The sequence below is a fragment of the Nitrospira sp. SG-bin1 genome (assembly GCA_002083365.1).
Taxonomy (GTDB): Bacteria; Nitrospirota; Nitrospiria; order Nitrospirales; family Nitrospiraceae; genus Nitrospira_D.
On record LVWS01000043.1, the window covers coordinates 102,538 to 122,309 of the forward strand.

Below are 19,772 nucleotides of genomic sequence, written 5' to 3' on the forward strand. Positions count from 1 at the left end.
CGGCGCCGTAACGACGAAATACGGATTGTAAATTGACCCGGGAAATGAACAGCGCGCTGGTCGTGTGTACGCGTCGAATTGGAGACGTTCTGTTAGCTACGCCGGTCGTACGTTCCCTTAAGGCGGCGTTGCCGCATCTGATGATCGATATGCTTGTGTTTGAAGGAACACAGGCCGTCGTAGCCGCGAATCCCGATATCCATCGCATCTGGACGATCGCCGAACGTCCGTCGATCGGAAAGCACATCATGCTGCTCGCTTCGATCTGGCGTCGCTACGACCTTGCCTTGTCGGTCTTGGCGGGCGACCGTCCGACTTTTCATGCCTGGGTTGCGGGGAAGTATCGCCTGGGCACTCTCTTGACCGACGGCAAGTCGTGGTGGAAACGGGAGCTGCTCCATGGGTGGGTGCCGTTTGACAACCTCCATACCCATACGGTCGTCATGAATCTCAGGCTACTGGCATCTTTGGACGTCCAATCGCTGGGAACTCCGGTTGTCCGCTGGACTGCCGATGATGAAGAATCGGTTTGTCGTGTGTTTCCTCAAATGCACGGGTCTCGACCATATGCGGTTCTTCATATCACTCCTAAGTTTGCCTATAAGACCTGGACCGTTGCCGGCTGGGTTGCGCTCGGACATTGGCTGAACGACCGTGGAATGAAGGTTATCGTGACTGGAATGGGATCAACCGAACAGGAGTATTGCCGACAGGTGATCCAAGGACTGCCGGATGCAGTGAATCTTGTCGGTTGTGTGACTTTGCCGGCGATTGGTTACCTCCTGACCCATGCCGATCTGTACGTCGGGACGGACACGGCCGTCAGTCATATGGCGGCCGCCGTCGGCACACCAAGCGTCGTGCTGTTTGGTCCATCGAATCCCGTGAAGTGGGGACCCTGGCCGAAGGATTTTCCTCCAACGGCGCCAAGCCCGTGGGTTAGACAGGGATCGCAGCGGCAGGGAAATGTGTTTCTCCTTCAAGGAGAAGGAGACTGCGTGCCTTGTCTTGGCGAAGGGTGCGACCGCCACGTGAACAGCTTAAGCGACTGCCTCCAACGGCTGTCTGTGCATCGCGTGATCCAGGCCGTTGAAACGATGTTGGCTGAAAGTAGGTTCCGCCTCCCGACTCCATGCGTATGAAACAGACTGCCGCGAAGCTCTTCCACGCCATCGCTGGGCGATACGGAAACCTCGTGCTTGCTTACCGATCGTTTGTCGTGATCGGCACACAGTTGGTCTTGATCTTGGCGGCCAACGTGGCGGCTTTTGAGCTGCGCTTCGAGGGAGACATCCCTCCGGAATACAGGCACATCATGTGGGACCATGTGCCCGCCGTGTTGCTGATATTCGGCGCGGGTTTATGGGTGTTCGGGATCCAACGAGGTCTTTGGAGATATGTCGGTCTTCACGATCTCGGGAAGATCCTCATAGCTTCTTTGATCAGCGCAGCGGTCTTTTATGGAGTCATCCATCATATCGGGGGGATTACAGAGTATCCCCGATCCGTGATCATCTTGACGGGAGTATTGAACGGATTGTATTTGGCCGGCATCCGATTGGCCGTACGGGGCTTCCGGGAGTGGCTCCAGGTCGTCAGTCCGAGCGCACGACGCGTCTTGATCATCGGAGCAGGCCATGCGGGCGAGTTGGTGGTCAGAGACATGTTGTCCGATGCGAATTATGACTGCCGTCCGGTTGGGTTCGTGGACGACGATCCCATCAAACAGAAGAAAAAGATCCATGGAATTCCGATCGTCGGGACGATCGCAGATACCAAAAAAGCGGCCGATCAGCTGAATGCCCAAGAGATCATCGTCGCTATCCCATCGGCTTCAACGGTGGTGAAACAGAAAATCTTGGCGGCTTCCGAGGGCTGCACGGTTCCGATCAAGACCTTGCCCAGTGTGAAGCAACTCCTCGGCGATTCGGTCTTGCTTCAGCAAGTCAGACCGATGAATTTGGATGATTTGCTGCAGCGGGAGCCGATCGATACGGATTGCCACGAGCTGTATCCCCTCATTACCGGGAAGACGCTGCTCGTGACGGGGGCGGGAGGTTCAATCGGATCGGAATTATGCCGGCAAATCGCCCGACATAAGCCCCACGCCTTAGTCCTGTTCGAACGCTACGAGAATTCACTCCATTCGCTTGTCCTAGAGTTACAAGCGGGTTTCCCGGCAGTCAAGATCGTGCCAGCCATCGGAGACGTGACGGTCTGTGATCGCGTGGCGGAAGTGTTTCGTGAGACCGGACCGCATATCGTCTTTCATGCTGCCGCACACAAGCATGTTCCCCTCATGGAACTGAATCCGAAGGAAGCAGTTCGCAACAATATATTGGGAACTCGAACGGTCGCCGAGGTCGCGTCGAAAACACGCGTGGAGCGATTTGTGCTGATCTCCACGGATAAAGCCGTCAACCCTTCGAGTGTCATGGGCGTCACCAAGAGGATCGCGGAGCACCTGGTACGGGAGCTCAATCACACCGGTCTCACAAAGTTTACGGTCGTACGGTTCGGCAACGTGTTGGGAAGCAACGGGAGTGTGGTGCCTCTGTTCTCCGAACAGATCCGCAAAGGTGGTCCGGTGACCGTGACCCATCCGGAGATCAAGCGATTCTTTATGACGATTCCCGAGGCCGTCCATCTCGTTCTCCAAGCAAGTGTGATGGGGCAGGGAGGAGAAGTCTTCGTTCTCGACATGGGCGAGCAAATCAAAGTCGCCGATTTGGCCAGAAACATGATCGTGTTGGCCGGCCTCGTGCCAGGGAAGGACGTGGACATCGTCTTTACGGGGCTTCGGCCTGGAGAAAAGTTGTACGAAGAATTGTTTGAGCACAGCGAGCGAGCGGAACCCACCGCCCATCCCAAAATCCATCGAGCGGTCGGCACTCCTGTCCCGGTGGGCGAGTTGGCTGAATGGGTAGAGTCACTGCCGGCAAGGCTTCCTAAAAGCGATGAAGAAGAACTGCTTCACGATCTCAAGCGGCTGGTGCCGAGTTTCCAACCTAAGCTTTCCCAGTGGGTTTCGTAGGTTTTGCACATTCAAGTGTCGGTTTGCCTCCTTCGTGCTATTGTCCAGATGGTGTGAACTGAGATTAATCGACAAGGACAGCGAGGAACCGCGTACGAGAGGACGGTATCGCAGTGAAAGGCGTCGTGCTGGCGGGTGGGTTGGGAACCAGGTTATTGCCTCTCACCAAGGTTACAAACAAACATCTGCTTCCGGTGTATAACCGGCCGATGATCTATTATCCGATTCAGACGTTGGTCAATGCGGGTGTGACTGAAATCATGTTGGTGACGGGTGGGAACAATGCGGGTGACTTTTTAAGATTGCTCGGGAACGGAACAGAGTTCGGGCTCAAACATCTCAACTATACCTATCAGGAAGGCGAGGGTGGCATTGCCGACGCACTTCGGTTGGCCGAGCACTTTGCCGATGGAGAATCCATTTGCGTCATGTTGGGCGACAACATCATCCAAGGGAACGTCGCCAAGGCAGCATATCACTTTCGCCATCAGCGAAGTGGGGCAAGGATTCTCCTCAAAGAAGTCCCGGATCCACAACGGTTTGGCGTGCCGGTTTTGGAAGGAGAACGTGTCGTAAAGATAGAAGAAAAGCCGCTTCATCCTCGATCTCCGTATGCCGTCACGGGGATTTATTTTTATGATTCCCAAGTCTTCGGGTTTATTCGTTCGCTCAAACCATCAGCGAGGGGGGAACTGGAGATTACCGACGTCAACAACGCTTATATCAAGGCCGGAATGCTGACATGGGATCTGCTCGAGGGATGGTGGACGGATGCCGGCACCATCGAGTCTCTCCATCTGGCCAATCAGCTGGTCGGCCAAACCGGTGCCAACAATCTTGATCTGGCGGCATAGATGCGCATCCTTGTCACCGGCGGTGCCGGTTTCATCGGGTCCCACCTTGTCCGGCGTCTAGTCGCCTCTGCACAGCACCAGGTTGTCAACCTCGATGCTCTCTGCTATTCGGGGAATCTGACCAATCTGGATACGGTCAGCCGAAAGGGCGGGTATGTGTTTGTCCATGGCGACATTTGTGATGGATCGTTGGTTTCATCCGTGCTTCGCAAGCATCGCATCGAGGGCATCATCAATTGTGCGGCGGAGACGCATGTCGACCGTTCGATCCTTGATCCGGGATGCTTCGCGCGCACGGATGTGGTGGGCACGGGCGTGTTGCTTGAACAAGGACGACATGCTGGGGTGAAACGGTTTCTTCAAGTCAGTACCGACGAAGTGTACGGCAGCGTCGAATCCGGTCTGTCAACGGAAGGAGATCGAGTTGAGCCGCGTAGCCCTTACTCAGCCAGCAAAGCAGGCGGAGATCTCCTGGTGTTGAGCTACTGGACTACCTATCAATTTCCGGTGGTGGTGACGAGGGGCAGCAATACCTATGGCCCCAATCAGTATCCGGAAAAATTCATTCCTCTCTTCGTCACGAATGCGATAGATGATCAGCTGTTGCCCTTGTACGGCGACGGCAGATACCATCGCGATTGGCTGGCCGTCGAAGACCATTGTGCCGGGATCGAACGGGCTTTTTTCCATGGAGAGCCGGGAACCGTGTACAACATCGGTGCGGGAAACGAGCGCGAAAACATTGCGGTCGCCGAGGAGATTCTCTCGTGCCTAGGCAAACCGAAGACCTTGCTCCGCTTCGTGGCAGACAGACCCGGTCATGATCGACGATATGCGGTTGATAGCGGGAAGCTTCGTCGGCTTGGATGGCGTCCGGTCGTCCCGTTCGAAGATGGGCTGCGCGCGACGATTCAATGGTATCGAGAACATGAGTCCTGGTGGCGCCCCATCAAGTCCGGAGAGTTCCGAAAGTATTATGAACAGATGTACGGTAAGCGGTTACAACAAGCCAGTTGAGACGGCGATTGCCGCTGAATAGCCGCGCGTAACTTTCTCGAGAACTTCACCGCAGCTTCGTCTCAACCGAGTTCATTGCCGATATGAGAGTTCTGCTTACCGGAGCCGGCGGGCAACTGGGCAGCGCGCTATGCGAGGTGTTTGGGTACGAAACAGTCATACCCAAAGACTTGCCGGACTTTGATCTGACTCGCTCGAGTGTTGAAGAAGAGATCATCGAATCCGCTCCCCACTTGATCATCCATGCGGGAGCCTACACCGATGTAGACGGGGCCGAACGAGAGCCGGACCTCGCGTTGGCGGTGAACGCCACGGGAACCGAGCAAATCGCACGTGCCGCCGTTCGGGTCGGGGCACGGTTGATCTATGTTTCCACCGACTATGTGTTCGATGGGAAGCAGCGGATCCCGTATCGTGAAGATGATAGTCCTCGTCCGATCAACCGATATGGATTTTCGAAATGGAAAGGAGAGCAGGCCGTTCTGGCGTCTGGCGCCAGGGCGCTCATCATCCGGACCGCATGGCTCTATGGATCAGTCGGAAAAAATTTTGTGAAGTCGATCATGCGGGCTGCGCAGAGCGAATCGATCTTGAAGGTCGTGCATGATCAATCCGGTTGCCCTACGTATGTCGAAGACCTGGCCGCTGCCATGGCTTCGTTGGTCGGGAAGGATGCGGAAGGAATAGTTCACGTGACCAATCGCGGCCAGTGCACATGGTATGAGTTTGCGCAAGCCATCGTTCGTGAAATGGGACTCTGCTGCCCCGTCATACCGATTACAACGGAGCAAGCAGGACGTCCAGCCAAGCGACCGTCGTACTCAGTATTGAATCCGGACCGATTGGCCTCTCTGGGCCTTGTATTACCGGAATGGAGCGAGGCTCTGGCCCGATTTGCCAAAGCCGCCCACCCGCTTCCTGGGAGTTCTATTTGAGTGCTCCGATCGGTCAAAAACCTTTTCAAGTGTTCAGAGACTGGTTAAGATAGCAACTCATTCTTTCCAGGACATCCGACTCCTCTACCGATACGCGCGTGAAATCGAAAACTTGGCACATACCCGCGAAGAATCGCTTGCGAGAAATCCGGTTGTTCGCCACTGATGTGGACGGAGTCCTCACCGATGCCGGCATGTACTATTCCGAGTCGGGCGATGAATGGAAGAAGTTCAATACCCGTGACGGGATGGGAATCAAATTGCTCCAGAAGGCCGGACTCATCACCGCCATCGTGACCCAAGAGCGAACCCGATTGGTGGCCAGACGGGCCGAAAAGCTCGCCATTCCCGAGCTCCATCAGGGAGTAATGGACAAGTTGTCGGTGCTTCGAGATATGGCCATGCGATACAGTCTCTCGCTCCGGCAGATTGCGTATATCGGTGACGATGTCAACGACATCGAAGCCTTGAAGGCGGCGGGATTGTCCGCAGCCCCTGCGGATGCTCTTCCGCAAGTGTTGGACGTCGTCGACTATGTCTGCCGACAGAAGGGGGGGGAGGGGGCGGTGCGTGAGCTTGCCGAGATGATCCTCCATTCTTACGACTCTTACGACGAACCGAAGACGACCAAGTCGCGCCGTTGAGGTGAACGATGACAAAGACACATGCGTTGTATCCGGTGATCATGGCGGGAGGGAGCGGGACCAGGTTTTGGCCGTTGAGTCGTCATCTGTTTCCCAAGCAGCTTTTGCGGATAGGCGGGGAGCATACGTTGATCCAGCAGACCATGCGACGCGTCCTCGGCTGTGCGCCTGCTTCCCATGTGCTGATCTCGACGAATGCCGCACAAGCCGACCTCATTCGCACGCAATTGGTCGACTGGAAAGAAGACCTTACGGATGGATTTCTCCTCGAACCGGAAGGGAGAAATACAGCGCCTGCCATCGCGCTTGCCGCTCTGGAAGTAGCGGCACGTGATCCGGAGGGTCTCATGTTGGTCGTTCCCGCGGATCATATCGTGACGGGCCAGCGTGATTTTGAAGCGGCGGTTCAATTGGCGTCACAGTTGGCCGGAGAAGGCTATTTGGTGACGTTCGGGATCAAGCCGATCAGGCCGGAAACCGGCTACGGCTATATCAGGCCCAAGGACAAGGCTCTACTGGGCAAGCAAGGAAAGTTACGAGGATATCTCGTCCGAAAATTCGTGGAGAAGCCCAATGCCACGAAAGCAGCTCAGTACGTGAAGGCGGGAGACTACTTTTGGAACAGCGGCATGTTTGTCTGGCGCGCGGCCACGATCTTGGAGGAGATCGGCCTTCACCAACCGGCGATCATGGCCTCGATGGATCGCATCCGGAAACTCAAAAAAGAGGGTGCGTCAAGACAGTCGATCGATGACGTGTATCGTCAAATCACACCGGTCTCAATCGACACCGGTGTCATGGAGCGGTCGTCGAAGGCGGCGGTGGTACCGGTGACGTTTAAGTGGTCCGATGTCGGGAGTTGGGGGAGTTTGGACGAAGTCGCGGAAAAGAACAAGGCCGGTAACGTGGTCACGGGACGGGTGGTCGACTTTGAAAGTAGGCGTTCGATCGTCTATGCAGATCGGCGCATCGTGGCAACGATCGGGCTTGAAGATATGGTGGTGGTGGATACTCCTGACGCGACGTTGGTGTGTCCGAAATCGCGGGCGCAGGATGTGAAGCAGGTCGTCGACATTCTGAAACGGCAGCAAGCACCCGAACACTTGGAACACCTGACCGTGCAGCGGCCATGGGGGTCTTATACGGTGTTGGAAGAAGGGCCGGGGTTCAAAGTCAAACGTGTGACGGTCAATCCCGGTGGCCGACTCTCGCTCCAGATGCATCATCGGCGAAGCGAGCATTGGGTGGTGATTGCCGGCACCGCGCGCGTGACAAGGGAGCAGGAGGTCTTCGATTTAACGGTCGGCGACAGCACGGCCATTCCGGTGAAAACCAAACATCGCTTGGAAAATCCCGGGCAGGAGACGGTGCATATCATCGAAGTACAGAACGGGCCTTATCTCGGCGAGGATGATATCGTGCGGTTCAAGGACGATTACGGTCGGATAGCGAAAAGTTGATTCGTGTGATGAAGCCGACGAGAGCGGGCAGAGGACCGAGTGGGGCTGATGAGGAATCGGTCTTCTGAAGGAGGGTGTGTGGGTTTGTTTCGCGAATATGATCTTCGGGGAATTGTCGGCAGCGAATTGACTGAAGATTTGGCCGAACGCTTGGGTCGGGCCTTTTCCACATATGTAGGTAGGCGCGGAGTGACAACGATCAGCGTCGGCCGCGATGGTCGGTTGAGCTCCCCAGCACTTCACAAGGCGCTTGTAAAAGGGTTGCTTGCCGGAGGGCTCGATGTCATCGACATCGGAGTGTGTCCCTCTCCTTTGGTGTACTTTTCGTTGTTCACGCTCCCGGTCGGCGGCGGTATCATGATTACCGGGAGTCACAACGCGGCCGAATATAACGGGTTCAAGATCTGTGTCGGCAAGACGGCCATCCACGGAAAGGAAATTCAGGAACTTCGAAGAGTGATGGAAGAAGGCGTATTTGTGTCGGGGAATGGGCATCTCTCGGAGCATCCGATCATCCCGGATTACCTGGCATACATCAAGAAAAGCTTCTCTCATGTTCACGCGAATCGACTGCAAGTCGTGATCGATAGCGGCAACGGCGCGGCCTCCCTCGTTGCCAAACAAGCGCTTGAGTTGTTGGGATGTCAAGTCACAGGCTTGTATTGCGATTTGGACGGACGCTTCCCCCATCACCATCCAGATCCCACGGTGCTGGAGAACCTTTCCGATCTCATGCGGGCAGTGAAGGATCATGGAGCCGATGTGGGAATCGGATATGACGGGGATGCAGACCGAATCGGAGCTGTCGATGAGCAGGGTCACGTGTTGTGGGGCGACCGTCTCTTGGTTCTCTACTCACGCGACATCCTGGCTACGAAGCCCGGCAGCACCATCATCTCGGAAGTGAAGGCTTCTCAGAGCCTCTACGACGACATTACCAAGCGCGGCGGACGCGCCATCATGTGGAAGACGGGTCATTCGCTGATTAAGGCGAAAATGAAGGAAGAGGCCGCGGTCTTGGCCGGTGAAATGTCAGGGCACATGTTCTTTGCGGATCGGTATTTTGGGTACGATGACGCCGTCTATGCGTCGTGCCGGCTCGTGGAAATTTTGGCGAAGGCTCATCGGCCGCTTTCGGCATTGGTGTCTGATCTGCCTCCGTCGGTCGTCACTCCTGAGATCCGAGTGGATCTCCCTGATGCCGTCAAGTTCGATGTTGTTGAGCGGATTCGCCAGCGATTTACCGAATACCTGAAGGCCAAACAGGGTCTTGGGCCGAGGAAACTGGCGCTTCAAAACCTGATTACGATCGACGGCGTCCGCGCCATCTTCGACGATGGGTGGGGGCTGGTTCGAGCTTCCAACACCCAACCAGCCTTGGTCCTGAGATTTGAGGCGACATCCTCCGCACAACTGCACGTCATTCGGGCGCTCATCGAAGACGAACTCGCGGTGGCAAAACGGTCGGTCGGGTGCTGACACGCCCCGGGTGGCCTCTTGAGACTCCCGCCGTTGACCGGATGTGTCGGTATGTCGTCATCCTGGCTATGATCGCCCTTTCACCACACTCAGCGGCCTGTATGGAGCTTGAACCTCTCGGCGAAGCCAAGCGTCCGTTTCACATTGGAGAACGGCTGACCTACGAGGTTTCCTGGCTCAATCTTACTGCCGTGATTGCGGTGATGGAGGTGACCCGCATGGATGGCGCACATGACCAAACCGTCGCGAAGTTGGTCGGGACTGCGCAGTCAACTCCCATCATCACCAAGTTTTTCCCAGTTGACAATCGAGTGGAATCACAGCTGGACTTGGAAACACTGACTCCGGAACATATGACGTTCCGCCGGCGTGAAGGTAAAAAGAAAGAAGATATTGAGTACGCCTTCCAACAAAAAGAGGGCACGGTCACGGCTGTCAGAGGAGGGACGACGGAGACGCTCCCTATCCCGGCCGGGACGCAGGACATCATTTCATGCTTGTACTATACCCGTACCATCTTGCCGCCGAGTCCGGGTGCTTCACTGAAGATGAATGTGTATCACGACAAGAAAAATCGTCCTGTCGAGGTTCGTGTCGAAGCCATCGAAACTATTGAAGGCGTCTGGGGAAAGACGGAAACCGTCCGGGTGCTGGTGATCATGCCGTTCCATGGACTGTTTATGAATCAGGGCAACATCCGCGTATGGGTTACGAATGATGAACGGAAGATCCCGGTGCGAATGAAAGCGAAGGTCGTGCTTGGGTCCATCGTTGCCGATTTGGTAGACGGGATGCCGACATCCAGACGTGATCAATAAAATCACGGAGCATCGATTGCTCAGGCACTCTTGACCAGGCTATACTGCATAGACGATGACGCTACCCACACTGAATCGTTTCGTCGCCCAACACGAGTCGTTGATTCCACAGGAGAAAGCGGAATTCACCGGTCTCCTGACCGACATCGGTTTGATCGGCAAACAGATCGCACAAGATCTCCGGCGTGCCGGTCTGATGGATATCCGTGGAACAACAGGCGAAACCAATGTACAGGGTGAAACCGTCAAGAAACTGGATGTCATTGCAAACAACACCTTCGTGAACGTCTTGCAGTCGACCGAATGCGTCTGTGCCCTGGCGTCCGAGGAAATGGAGAAGCCGATCATCGTGTCGGGGAAGGGATTGCGTGGGAAGTACATGGTATTGTTCGACCCGCTCGACGGGTCGTCCAATACGGACTGCAATATGCCGCTCGGTGCTATTTTTTCGATCCTCAAACACGATTCGACCGATCGGTTGCCCACAGAAGCTGCGCTGGTGCGGCGGGGAGTCGAACAGATGGCCGCAGGGTATCTGTTGTTCGGATCGAGTACGATGTTCGTGTACACGACCGGTCAAGCGGTGCATGGTTTTACCCTGGAACCGGCGATCGGAGAGTATGTGTTGTCGCACGAGCGCATCAAGATTCCGGCAAAAGGCAAGATCTACGCTGCAAACGAGGGCAACTCGCAGAAGTGGTTGGAGGGAACACGGAAGTATTTCGATTGGCTCAAAGTCAGCGACAAGGCCACCGGTCGTCCATACAGTGGTCGTTATTCCGGTTGTTTGGTCGCCGATGTGCACCGTCTGTTGCTCGGGGGGGGCATTTATCTGTATCCGGGTGAAGTGGATAAACCCGAAGGGAAACTTCGGCTACTGTACGAGGCGAACCCGCTGGCTCTTGTTGTCGAAGCTGCCGGTGGAAAGGCGACGACTGGAACGTCCAGGATATTGGACGTGGAAGCGAAAAAACTACACCAGCGTGTGCCGTTGATCATCGGGAGCCGCCTCGATGTCGAGCAGGCGGAGGCCCATATTCAGGGAAGAGCCTAGTTGCGCATTGGTATGATGACGTGATGGTATTCGGGAGGGAATCATGGGAGATCGTGTACAAGAGATTCTCGGTTGGTACGGTAGCGATAATGCCGGGACGAAGGCGAATATCGGGCGCATGCTGCGCTCCGGTAAATTAGCGGGGACCGGCAAGTTAGTCATCCTCCCGGTGGATCAGGGGTTTGAGCATGGACCGGCGCGAAGTTTTGCGCCCAACCCCCCGGGATACAATCCGCACTATCACTTCCAGCTGGCGATCGATGCGGGATGTAACGCGTATGCTGCGCCACTGGGTTTTCTGGAAGCCGGCGCGGACGAGTTCGCCGGCCAGATTCCGTTGATTCTTAAGTTGAACAATCACGATGTGCTCCATGACGACAAGGATCCGCTGCCGTCGGTGACCGGAAGTGTGAAGGATGCCCTCCGGTTGGGGTGTTCGGCCGTCGGATTCACGATCTATCCAGGCTCCACTCATTGCAACGCCATGTATGAGCAACTGCGGGCCATTGCGGAAGAAGCCAAGGCCCACGGTCTTGCCGTCGTCGTGTGGTCCTACCCGCGAGGATCGAGTTTGAGCAAAGAGGGTGAGACGGCCATGGATGTCGTGGCCTACGCAGCGCAAATCGCCGCTCAACTGGGAGCGCACATCATTAAGGTGAAGTTGCCGACCGCGCACTTGGAACAAGCGGCCGCCAAAAAGGTGTATGAATCGAGCCAAATTCCGATCAAAACGCTGGCCGAGCGAGTGAGGCACGTGGTCCAGAGCTCGTTCGATGGTCGTCGGATCGTCATTTTTTCAGGCGGAGCCAAGAGCGAAGACAAGAATGTGTTTGAAGAAGCCCGGGGGATCCGGGATGGAGGAGGCTTCGGGAGCATCATCGGGAGGAATTCGTTCCAGCGCCCGAAAGCCGAGGCCATTAAGTTTCTCCACACCATTATGGGGATTTACAGCGGCGAGATTCAGTAAGCTTTCGCGTAACAGCAATTAAAGGCGAATTAATACCATGAATCAACCGGAGTTCGACCGTAAACCTCAGGGCACCAGAAGCTGGCTTGTGGCCGCCACGTTGTTGACGGCCGGCATCATCATCGGGTTTGTGGTGGCTTCGGACCTTGGCTGGTTGCCTACGGGGCATGCGGTCCCTGATTCATCGGTCGCTCCGCCGCCTCCCATCGCCAGGCCGGTTTCGACCGCCCCGCAGCCCGTACTGAGTGGGAGCAATCAAACGTTCGTAGATATTGCAAAATCGGTGAAGCCGGCGGTCGTGAATATTTACGCAACCAAGAGCGGGCGTTCAGACAGTTCCGGCGCAATGCCGTTTGACGATCCATTGTTCCGGAAGTTTTTCGGCGACGAGTTTTTCAGGAAATTCGAGCATCCGAAAGAAAGAAAGGAGCGGGGGCTCGGATCCGGTGTGATCGTCGAATCGAACGGGTTGATCATCACCAACAACCATGTGGTCGGGAAGGCGGACGAAATCCGCGTCACTCTCTCGGACAAACGCGAATTCAAGGCGAAGCTGATCGGGACCGATCCGAAGACCGATGTGGCCGTGGTGAGGATCGACGCAACAGGGCTTCCGACCGTACCCTGGGCCGATTCGGACAAACTGGAAGTCGGCGAGTTTGTCTTGGCCGTCGGGAATCCGTTCGGACTGACACAGACCGTCACTTTGGGAATCGTCAGCGCGCTCGGACGCGCCGCCGGTATCGCCGAATACGAGGATTTCATCCAGACGGACGCGGCCATCAACCCCGGCAATTCCGGCGGAGCCTTGGTCAATGTGCGGGGTGAGTTGGTCGGGATCAACACCGCCATATTCAGCCAGAGTGGCGGCAACATGGGGATCGGTTTTGCCGTGCCGAGCAACATGGCTCAGTCCATTATGGGGCAGCTCGTACAAACCGGAAAAGTCGTTCGGGGTTGGCTCGGGGTCTCCATTCAAGAGTTGACACCGGAATTGGCGTCCCAGTTCGGTATCACGGAGACCAAGGGTGTGCTTGTCAGCGATGTCATGGATGACAGTCCGGCGAAAAAGGCTGGATTCGAACGAGCCGATGTCATCATCGAATATGACGGCAAACCCATGGATTCACCGACCCATCTGCGCAATGCCGTTGCTCAGACACCGGTCGGGAAAAAAGTCACGATCAAGTTTATTCGCGACAAGAAGCCGAAAACCGTCGATCTCACGATCGTTGAGCAGCCCAAGTCGATGTCGCAGAACGGCGATGACGATGGGGGGGAATCGGCCACGCCGACCGGCGTGCTTTCCAGCCTTGATGTCCGAGACTTGAACGAAGAATTGGCGAGCCGGTATGGGTTGAAACCGAGCGAGCGAGGTGTGGTGATCGTTCGAGTCAAGCCCGGCAGTACGGCGGAAGAATTGGGCGTCCGAGAGGGCGATATCGTGCTCGAGGTGAATCGTCAGTCTGTGACGTCGGTGAAGGCGTTTGAACGGATCGCCGGCAAGCTACCGAAGGACCAAGCCGTCTTGCTTCTGTTGAAACGGCAGGGGCGGACGATCTATCTGACGCTTCGCCCATGAGAAATGGTGAAGGCGGTCTAGCCTGCGGGGCGATGCCAAAGTATCCCGAACAATCAGATTCGTTCGATTTTCTCGAGCAGTACGGATAGTCTAGACTACGGTCGTGAAGAACCACACTGTGGCTCTCGTCCCTGCCGCCGGACGAGGCCTTCGCATGGGCGGCTCGGTTGCTAAACAATTTCTCGCTTTGGGTGGTGAACCGCTCGTTGTTCACTCGCTCCGTGTTCTTCAGGCCTCTCCCGACATCGACCAGATCATATTGGCTGTCCCGCAGGCCGATCTCGACTATTGTCTTAACGATCTCGCCGTTCGGTTTGGGTTCTCGAAAATCACGAAAGTGGTGGCAGGCGGAAAGGAACGCCAGGATTCGGTCCGGCATGCGCTCGAGCACGTGCCTGTGGAAACCGAGATCGTGGTCGTGCATGATGCGGTGCGGCCGTTTCTCACCGAGCGTATGGTGACCGAGGTCGTCGAAGCGGCCCGCCGAGTGGGCGGAGCGATTGTGGCCTTGCCGATGCGTGATACCGTCAAACAGGTTGGAACGGGCCGTCGTGTCGAACGGACGGTCGATCGCGGACCGCTCTGGCTGGCGCAGACGCCTCAGGCATTCCGGCGTGATCGATTGCTGGCCGCCCATCGGAAAGCCCATGCAGAAGGGGTTCATGCCACCGATGATGCGTTCTTGTTCGAGTGGTCCGGTCACGAGGTGGTGGTCGTGGAAGGGAGCGGGGAGAATATCAAGGTGACGAGGCCGGAGGATATGGTCATTGGTGAAGCGATCTTGGCATCGCGTCGATCGGGCGGTATGAGCGGTATGAAAGGATCGATATGAACAAAGGATTTCGGATCGGCTATGGCTATGATGTTCATCCGCTTGGTCAGGGCCGTACATTGATCTTGGGAGGAATTGAAATCCCGCATGAGAAAGGTTTGCTCGGCCACTCTGATTCCGATGTCTTGGTCCATGCGGTTTGCGATGCCTTGTTAGGAGCCATGGGAGAGGGAGATCTCGGTCGTCACTATCCGAGTTCGGACTCCAAGTATAAGGGGATCTCGAGCTTGAAGCTGTTGGAAGACGTCATGGGGAAACTGCATGCGAAGGGGTATCGGGTGGGAAACATCGACACCGTCATTGTGGCCCAGGCTCCTCGGCTTGGACCGCATCTTCACGCCATGCAAAAGAAAATAGCCGCGGCCGCCGGCATCGATCCAGATCTGGTCAATGTCAAAGTAAAAAGTGGAGAAGGTTTGGACGCGGTCGGGCACGAAGAAGGGATGATCGCGCATGCGGTGTGTCTGATCGAACCGGCCTGACATCACGAGACACTCATCTATGTTTGCCGCCATCAAACAAGATCTCCAAGCGGTTTTTGACCGGGATCCGGCCGCGACCAGCAAGCTGGAAGTGATCCTCACCTATGCCGGGTTCCATGCGCTACTGGCCTATCGCATCTCTCACTGGCTGAAGGCACAGGATGTCCCGATCCTACCGCGGGTCATTTCGCAGCTGGCCCGTTGGGTGACCGGTGTGGAGATTCATCCGTCTGCGAAAATCGGCACCGGTTTTTTCATCGACCACGGGATGGGCGTGGTGATCGGAGAAACGGCGGAAATCGGGGATTATGTGACCCTCTTTCAAGGCGTGACGTTGGGCGGGACCGGAAAAGAGCGAGGCAAGCGACATCCGACGCTGGGGAATCACGTGGTGGTGGGAGCAGGCGCGAAAATCCTGGGAGGGATTACCATCGGTGATAACGTGAAGATCGGAGCCAATTCAGTGGTCTTGAAGAACGTGCCGGCCAATTCCACCGTCATCGGTGTACCAGCCCGTGTGATCAAGACTCAGGGCGAACGCTTGCCTGACGCCACGATGGATCAAGTGAATTTGCCGGACCCCATCAGCGATCGGTTCCTCACGCTCGAGCAAGAGTTGATCGACCTCCGAAAGAAACTCGAAAATCAGGACAAGCCATCCCTGCCATGACAGTCCTCACTATTGAGCGGCTTGCGTAGGGGAATCGATCCGGCGCGGCGTGGGCCGCGCCGGGGATAAAGACTGGATGCGAGCTAGCTCGAGAGGCAGTCGCTCATGAATTGTTTCCGCTCGTCGCCCTTCAATTTCTTCTCCCCTGCCTCCTTGTTGCAGGTCTTCATTTTATTTTGCTGAGTGTCCTTGCCGCCTCCGCCTTTCGCCGACTTGGCGGAGAGACACTCCTTCATAAACGCCTTCCGTTCGTCGCCTTTCCCCTCACCAAACCCCTTTGCATCCGCCCGTTCGTTGCACGCCTTCATCTTATTCTGCTGGCCGGGCGCGGCCACGGCCAACGTAGGTGCTCCCAGGCTCAAGACAAACAATGTCAATGTCAGGACATGCACGACTGTCCGCATATCGTAACTCCTTTGTGGTGAGATGTGAGGTGCAAGTATGCATGCCATCATAGCAAAATAGTACGTATTTGTCTGTAGTGCACATATGACGGTGTCTTATCCATAATCGACACGGATAAGAAAGAGTCCTTGTGACGGAGCGGTTTTGCCGGCGGCAGAGCGGTCATGCGCCCCAAGGATGGTTGTGAAGTTGTCCGGGGTGCGTTTGTTTTGGCCTACTTCAACGAGCGTCCCGACGATGGAGCGTACCATCTGTTTCAAAAAGCGGTCGGCATAGAATTCCATCCGTAACAAATCATTTTCTCGCGCAATGGTGAGCCGCTGCAGGTGACAGAATGGGTCGTCATTGTCAGTGGGCTGGGTCTGAAATGACGAAAAATCATGGGTGCCGATCAAGGCACGTCCTGCCTGTTGCATCGCTGCGTCGTCGAGGGGCTGATGAACATGCCAGCAATGGTCACGCTCGACCGCCGGACGCTCCGGGCGATTCAGAATACGGTATTCATACAGTTTGCCTTGTGCCGAGTGCCTCGCGTGGAACGTGTCGGGCATGAGCGCGGCTGATCGCACCACGATGTTTTCCGGGAGGTGTGCGTTCAGCGCCCTGGTCCATTGCCGTGGCGATAAGCCATGGTCAATACGAAAGCTCGCGACCTGTCCCAGCGCGTGCACTCCCGCATCGGTGCGTCCCGCGCCAATGACCGCCACTTTAGTTTGTGTGACACCGAAGACAGCGGTTTCGACCGCTTCTTGAATCGTGGGCCGGTTGGGTTGACGTTGCCAGCCGGCGTAAGCCGTGCCGTCATATTCGAGAACGAGTTTGATGGTGGACATGAAGTATGTGGGAGGCGGCGAGTTCAACGTTCATCGGACATCCGGTCTATTATTGGCAAGGAATGAAACAATGCCATGGTAGAGTGATTGAGCGACATCCCGGACGAACGTCGGTTTCCTGAGAAGATCTTCTTCGTCCGGGTTGGAAATGTAAGCGATCTCGGCCAAGATGCTGGGCATGCTCGTGAACCGCAGTACATAAAATGGAGCCGTCTTGACGCCATGGTCGTTGACCGCGTACGGCCCGTTCATCTGGGAGACCATGGCTTCTTTCGCGTTCCACGCGAGCTCAAGTGACTCCTCGATCTTCTTCGTCGTCAAGAGATCCGCCAGCAGGTATTCCAAGCCGACTCCGGTGTGGCTGATCGGCGTGCCGTTTTCCCGTGCCGCGACTTCGAGAGCCCGCTGATCCTTGGCTTCTCCAAAGTGATAGATTTCAATCCCCTTGACCGCGCGTGACGGGTGAGAGTTGACATGGATGGAAACAAAAAGATCGGCTTCGTGGCTGTTCGCAAACTTGGCGCGGTCTTCCAGCTCGATGAATACATCACTCTCTCGGGTCATGAGCACCCGCACGCCGGGCTGCTTGATGAGGAGCTCACGGAGCTGGAGTCCAACCCTGAGCGTAATATCCTTTTCCTCGGTCTTTCGGATGCCTCGAGCCCCAGGATCTTTCCCGCCATGGCCCGGATCGATCACGATGGTCCTGTAGCCCTTGGCACGCGGCACCACAAGCTGTGAGGGGGGCGAAGTTGACCGCTGCGGAGCTTCCTGCGAATCCATTGCGGAAGAAGCGGGAGGAATCACGTCGATGACCAACCGCGGGGGATTGGAAAGGGTGAAGTGTTTATAGCTCTGGAACGATGTGGTCGGGAGAGAGACGGCGACAGCGTGGGGAAGCGATTGAGTGACGATGAAAGGTGAGGGGACGGTGCCGTTTCTGGCCTTGGTTTGCGCCGGTTGGCTGAGCCATGCGTGTGGAAGGGCGATCACCACGCGACTTGGATTAGCCACTCGCCGCTCGATGACGGTAGCGTGACGGTCCAGATCCAATACCAACCTGGTTTTCTCCGGACTCGTCATCACACGGAAATTACGAATCGTAACGGGAGCCAGGGACGCCATCGTCCCTCTCACGGGACCCTGTTTCGATGACAGCACGGGCGGCGGACGATCATCCGATAACCGAGCCCAAGTCGTTTGGATCAGGATTCCCTGGAGAGAGAGAAAGAAGAGGACACTGGGCATGAGGAAGATGGGCTGGAATGAAAGGAGCCGAGGCTTTCGTACGTGCATGGGCCCTTTGGGGATAGATGACAATGGGAAACTATTCTCAGATGTCCGTTGCCTTGTCAAGAATTACGCCGGTTGGCTAGGAGGATGCGGATTGACTGTCTGCTCGTGGCCACGGTAGCGTGGTGTATGCCGATGCATCTGATCATCGATGGCTATAACTTGCTGGCCGGTGCCCGACACCTTTCCGGTCGTCTGGAATCGGCCCGCGACAGGTTGATGCAGGATCTGGCAGCCTATCGCCATCGCAAGAACCATCTCATTACCGTGGTGTTCGACGGGTGGCAGCAGGGCCAGCCGACGGAGCAGCGGGAACATCGTGCCGGAGTTCACGTGATCTATTCAAAACGCGGTGAACGGGCGGATCAGGTCATCCAACGGCTGGCACGGGAGTATGGGGCGGATTGTGCTGTCGTGAGTTCCGACCATGAGATCGTGAATGCAGCCAGAGCTCACGGGGCCTTTGTCATGGGGGCTCGTGAATTCGCGGAAAAGCTCAGGATGTCACCGGGTGCCACGGGTACCATCCCCTATAAAGAGCTGGATTTAGGGGATGATGCTCGACCGACACGAGGGCCGGAGAAGAAAGGAAATCCGCGTAAGCCCTCAAAATCACAAAGGCAGCGGGACCGACGGCTTAAGCGATTTTGAACAGCCGCTTGGCGTTGCCGCTGGTTCGTCCGGCAATTTCATCCACAGACATATTGTGGAGCGACGCCAGCTGTTTCGCGACTTGCGATACATACGCCGGTTCGTTTCGTTTGCCCCGATAGGGAACGGGCGTGAGATACGGACAATCGGTTTCGATCAACAGGCGGTCCAGCGGCGTATTCGCGGCAATCTCACGGAGCATGGTCGCGTTCTGAAACGTGAGGATCCCGGAAAAGGACAGATAGAATCCCAGGTCCAGCGCATCCTTTGCCAGCCAAGCGTCCCCGGAAAAGCAATGAAACACCCCACCGACGTCTGACGCTTTCTCTTCCTTTAAAATCGTAATCGTGTCTTCCTGGGCTTCCCGCGTGTGGATGATCACGGGCAGCTTGAGTTCACGCGCGAGCTGAACCTGCTCACGAAACCGCTCACGCTGGTCTTTCGGCGACGAATGGTTATAGTGAAAATCCAGTCCGATTTCACCATAGGCCACGACCTGTCGATGTTTCGCAAGGCGACGAAACTCGTCGTACCAGGTGTCCTGGATGTGCTTGACTTCATGCGGGTGAACACCGATCGAGGCATAGACGAATGGATGCCGGTCAGCAAGCTGTACGGCCGCTTGGCTGGTGGCGAGATCGCAGCCGATGGTTATAAAGGCCTCAACGCCGGCCTCCCGTGCGCGGGCGATCACGGCTTCCCGGTCGTCGTTGTAACGGGCATCGTCCAGATGCGTGTGAGTGTCGATCAGCATCGGGGTAT

The 19,772-nt window shown here is 56.2% G+C and carries 20 protein-coding genes; 16 read left to right on the forward strand and 4 right to left on the reverse strand.

The window, feature by feature from the left end; all coding sequences use genetic code 11:
• Positions 1-44 precede the first annotated feature (44 nt).
• The 15 genes from A4E19_08900 (at position 45) to A4E19_08970 (ending at position 15,828) form a co-directional block, all read left to right on the forward strand.
• A complete protein-coding gene (locus A4E19_08900) occupies positions 45-1,142 on the forward strand; it encodes a hypothetical protein (GenBank protein ID OQW30854.1) in 1,098 nt (365 codons plus the stop codon).
• Positions 1,133-3,034, forward strand: coding sequence for a hypothetical protein (locus tag A4E19_08905; protein OQW30855.1), 1,902 nt, complete (start codon positions 1,133-1,135; stop codon positions 3,032-3,034). The genes A4E19_08900 and A4E19_08905 overlap by 10 nt, the downstream gene beginning before the upstream one ends.
• A 113-nt stretch (positions 3,035-3,147) precedes the next feature.
• Complete coding sequence (locus A4E19_08910; protein ID OQW30856.1) at positions 3,148-3,888, forward strand: spore coat protein; 741 nt, start codon at positions 3,148-3,150, stop codon at positions 3,886-3,888.
• Complete coding sequence (locus A4E19_08915) at positions 3,889-4,905, forward strand: dTDP-glucose 4,6-dehydratase (GenBank protein ID OQW30857.1); 1,017 nt, start codon at positions 3,889-3,891, stop codon at positions 4,903-4,905.
• Positions 4,906-4,988: 83 nt separating this feature from the next.
• Positions 4,989-5,840, forward strand: coding sequence for a hypothetical protein (locus A4E19_08920; GenBank protein OQW30858.1), 852 nt, complete (start codon positions 4,989-4,991; stop codon positions 5,838-5,840).
• Positions 5,841-5,992: 152 nt separating this feature from the next.
• On the forward strand, positions 5,993-6,484 hold the full coding sequence (locus A4E19_08925) for an HAD family hydrolase (protein ID OQW30923.1): 492 nt from the start codon (positions 5,993-5,995) through the stop codon (positions 6,482-6,484).
• Positions 6,485-6,492: 8 nt separating this feature from the next.
• Complete coding sequence (locus A4E19_08930) at positions 6,493-7,944, forward strand: hypothetical protein (GenBank protein ID OQW30859.1); 1,452 nt, start codon at positions 6,493-6,495, stop codon at positions 7,942-7,944.
• A 48-nt stretch (positions 7,945-7,992) separates the two neighbouring features.
• The gene (locus tag A4E19_08935) at positions 7,993-9,423 is read left to right on the forward strand and encodes a phosphomannomutase (protein OQW30860.1); all 1,431 of its coding nucleotides are present in this window, start codon (positions 7,993-7,995) and stop codon (positions 9,421-9,423) included.
• Between the two features lie 41 nt (positions 9,424-9,464).
• Positions 9,465-10,241: a hypothetical protein gene (locus tag A4E19_08940; protein ID OQW30861.1), complete on the forward strand. Its 777-nt coding sequence runs from the start codon at positions 9,465-9,467 to the stop codon at positions 10,239-10,241.
• A gap of 55 nt (positions 10,242-10,296) precedes the next feature.
• Entirely contained in the window at positions 10,297-11,295 is a 999-nt protein-coding gene (locus tag A4E19_08945) for a fructose-bisphosphatase (protein ID OQW30862.1), read from the forward strand.
• Between the two features lie 43 nt (positions 11,296-11,338).
• Positions 11,339-12,262: a fructose-bisphosphate aldolase gene (locus A4E19_08950; protein ID OQW30863.1), complete on the forward strand. Its 924-nt coding sequence runs from the start codon at positions 11,339-11,341 to the stop codon at positions 12,260-12,262.
• A gap of 37 nt (positions 12,263-12,299) precedes the next feature.
• Positions 12,300-13,844: a hypothetical protein gene (locus tag A4E19_08955; GenBank protein OQW30864.1), complete on the forward strand. Its 1,545-nt coding sequence runs from the start codon at positions 12,300-12,302 to the stop codon at positions 13,842-13,844.
• Positions 13,845-13,998: 154 nt separating this feature from the next.
• Positions 13,999-14,676 (forward strand): hypothetical protein, encoded by a 678-nt coding sequence (locus A4E19_08960; protein OQW30865.1) that lies wholly within the window; start codon positions 13,999-14,001, stop codon positions 14,674-14,676.
• Positions 14,673-15,158: a 2-C-methyl-D-erythritol 2,4-cyclodiphosphate synthase gene (locus A4E19_08965; protein ID OQW30866.1), complete on the forward strand. Its 486-nt coding sequence runs from the start codon at positions 14,673-14,675 to the stop codon at positions 15,156-15,158. The genes A4E19_08960 and A4E19_08965 overlap by 4 nt, the downstream gene beginning before the upstream one ends.
• Before the next feature lie 19 nt (positions 15,159-15,177).
• Entirely contained in the window at positions 15,178-15,828 is a 651-nt protein-coding gene (locus A4E19_08970; protein OQW30867.1) for a serine O-acetyltransferase, read from the forward strand.
• Between the two features lie 83 nt (positions 15,829-15,911).
• On the opposite strand, the gene A4E19_08975 is transcribed toward A4E19_08970, so the two are convergent.
• From A4E19_08975 to A4E19_08985, 3 genes are all read right to left on the reverse strand, one after another.
• A complete protein-coding gene (locus A4E19_08975; GenBank protein ID OQW30924.1) occupies positions 15,912-16,220 on the reverse strand; it encodes a phosphate starvation-inducible protein PsiF in 309 nt (102 codons plus the stop codon).
• Positions 16,221-16,328: 108 nt separating this feature from the next.
• Positions 16,329-17,066 carry a hypothetical protein gene (locus A4E19_08980; GenBank protein ID OQW30868.1) on the reverse strand — a complete coding sequence of 246 codons (738 nt, stop codon included), beginning with the start codon at positions 17,064-17,066 and terminating at the stop codon, positions 16,329-16,331.
• Between the two features lie 30 nt (positions 17,067-17,096).
• Positions 17,097-18,362 (reverse strand): hypothetical protein, encoded by a 1,266-nt coding sequence (locus A4E19_08985; GenBank protein OQW30869.1) that lies wholly within the window; start codon positions 18,360-18,362, stop codon positions 17,097-17,099.
• An 84-nt stretch (positions 18,363-18,446) separates the two neighbouring features.
• Here A4E19_08985 and A4E19_08990 point away from each other — a divergent pair, with 84 nt between their 5' ends.
• Complete coding sequence (locus A4E19_08990) at positions 18,447-19,010, forward strand: hypothetical protein (GenBank protein ID OQW30870.1); 564 nt, start codon at positions 18,447-18,449, stop codon at positions 19,008-19,010.
• On the opposite strand, the gene A4E19_08995 is transcribed toward A4E19_08990, so the two are convergent.
• Positions 18,997-19,764 carry a hydrolase TatD gene (locus A4E19_08995; protein OQW30871.1) on the reverse strand — a complete coding sequence of 256 codons (768 nt, stop codon included), beginning with the start codon at positions 19,762-19,764 and terminating at the stop codon, positions 18,997-18,999. The genes A4E19_08990 and A4E19_08995 overlap by 14 nt on opposite strands.
• Positions 19,765-19,772: the final 8 nt, after the last annotated feature.

What these genes read in the sequence shown, in the direction of transcription:
- A4E19_08960 (OQW30865.1), top strand. Translation starts at nt 13,999, where the DNA reads ATGGGCGGCTCGGTTGCTAAACAATTTCTCGCTTTGGGTGGTGAACCG.
- A4E19_08930 (OQW30859.1), top strand. Translation starts at nt 6,493, where the DNA reads ATGACAAAGACACATGCGTTGTATCCGGTGATCATGGCGGGAGGGAGC.
- A4E19_08985 (OQW30869.1), bottom strand. Translation starts at nt 18,362, where the DNA reads ATGCACGTACGAAAGCCTCGGCTCCTTTCATTCCAGCCCATCTTCCTC.
- A4E19_08950 (OQW30863.1), top strand. Translation starts at nt 11,339, where the DNA reads ATGGGAGATCGTGTACAAGAGATTCTCGGTTGGTACGGTAGCGATAAT.
- A4E19_08970 (OQW30867.1), top strand. Translation starts at nt 15,178, where the DNA reads ATGTTTGCCGCCATCAAACAAGATCTCCAAGCGGTTTTTGACCGGGAT.
- A4E19_08945 (OQW30862.1), top strand. Translation starts at nt 10,297, where the DNA reads ATGACGCTACCCACACTGAATCGTTTCGTCGCCCAACACGAGTCGTTG.
- A4E19_08980 (OQW30868.1), bottom strand. Translation starts at nt 17,066, where the DNA reads ATGTCCACCATCAAACTCGTTCTCGAATATGACGGCACGGCTTACGCC.
- A4E19_08965 (OQW30866.1), top strand. Translation starts at nt 14,673, where the DNA reads ATGAACAAAGGATTTCGGATCGGCTATGGCTATGATGTTCATCCGCTT.
- A4E19_08920 (OQW30858.1), top strand. Translation starts at nt 4,989, where the DNA reads ATGAGAGTTCTGCTTACCGGAGCCGGCGGGCAACTGGGCAGCGCGCTA.
- A4E19_08940 (OQW30861.1), top strand. Translation starts at nt 9,465, where the DNA reads ATGTGTCGGTATGTCGTCATCCTGGCTATGATCGCCCTTTCACCACAC.
- A4E19_08990 (OQW30870.1), top strand. Translation starts at nt 18,447, where the DNA reads ATGCGGATTGACTGTCTGCTCGTGGCCACGGTAGCGTGGTGTATGCCG.
- A4E19_08905 (OQW30855.1), top strand. Translation starts at nt 1,133, where the DNA reads ATGCGTATGAAACAGACTGCCGCGAAGCTCTTCCACGCCATCGCTGGG.
- A4E19_08955 (OQW30864.1), top strand. Translation starts at nt 12,300, where the DNA reads ATGAATCAACCGGAGTTCGACCGTAAACCTCAGGGCACCAGAAGCTGG.
- A4E19_08900 (OQW30854.1), top strand. Translation starts at nt 45, where the DNA reads ATGAACAGCGCGCTGGTCGTGTGTACGCGTCGAATTGGAGACGTTCTG.
- A4E19_08995 (OQW30871.1), bottom strand. Translation starts at nt 19,764, where the DNA reads ATGCTGATCGACACTCACACGCATCTGGACGATGCCCGTTACAACGAC.
- A4E19_08915 (OQW30857.1), top strand. Translation starts at nt 3,889, where the DNA reads ATGCGCATCCTTGTCACCGGCGGTGCCGGTTTCATCGGGTCCCACCTT.
- A4E19_08935 (OQW30860.1), top strand. Translation starts at nt 7,993, where the DNA reads ATGAGGAATCGGTCTTCTGAAGGAGGGTGTGTGGGTTTGTTTCGCGAA.